Raw genomic sequence first — 831 nt, 5'->3', positions numbered from 1 at the left:
TTGTTTTTTTTTTCAAGCAGAAGACGGCATACGAGATGCTCAGGAGTCTCGTGGGCTCGGTGCCTTGCTGCGGGCGTCCGAATTGGGCTACACCGTCGTGAAAATCGCTGGAGCCGGCTATCTTCTTTGGTTGGGTGTAAAGCTTTTGCTGAAGCCGCGCGCTGCACTGAATACCGAGGTTGCCCCGCAAGCTATCGAAGGTGGGGCGATGTTCTGGCGAGGATTTCTGAGCAACCTGCTGAATCCGAAAGTCGGCGTCTTCTACGTCACCTTCCTTCCGCAGTTTGTACCGGCAGGCGCGAATGCCGCGAGCTACTGCTTTTGGCTGGCTTGCCTGCATGTCGCGCTGACGCTTGTATGGTTCGCCATCTTGATTTCCGCCACGGTCCCCCTGGGGCGATTCCTGCGACGCCCCGCAGCCGTCAAAACGCTGGACAGGTTGACGGGCGGTGTGTTCGTCGCCTTTGGTATAAAGCTGGCCGCGTCGACTTCGCGCTGACGGGAAAAGTCTCCGGACGTGCTGTGCTCGTTATAAGGCTCGCCCTTCGCTACGCGGTGACCATCGCCGCAGTCGCACGCCGACAAGCGAAACGCGGTGGCGCCGTCAGTACCATCACTACGTTCGCCAGATGCTCCGATAAGTGGTGATCGTAGAGCCGTCACGAAGCGCCGGGAATGACCGAAACGCGTCGAGTTTCAGTCGCACGTTGTGGTCTGGCGAACGGCGCCTTGTGGCCGACCGGCGCCCGACATACTTGACTGAGGTCGCCGTGCCGGCACACTCGATGCTGCATGCTCACTCCTTGTGATACTCCAAGAGCGGCAAATGAT

At 59.2% G+C, this 831-nt stretch carries 1 protein-coding gene; it reads left to right on the top strand.

From position 1 onward, the window contains the following. Window positions 1–499, top strand: a 499-nt coding sequence (locus tag BN2476_RS50140; protein ID WP_175607949.1) for a LysE family translocator, incomplete at its 5' end; no start/stop codon positions are given. Window positions 500–831: the final 332 nt, after the last annotated feature.

The sequence above is a fragment of the Paraburkholderia piptadeniae genome, from assembly GCF_900007165.1.
Classification (GTDB): Bacteria; Pseudomonadota; Gammaproteobacteria; order Burkholderiales; family Burkholderiaceae; genus Paraburkholderia; species Paraburkholderia piptadeniae.
Note: the sequence above shows the minus strand (reverse complement) of the source record. Positions and strands in the feature narration are given on the sequence as shown.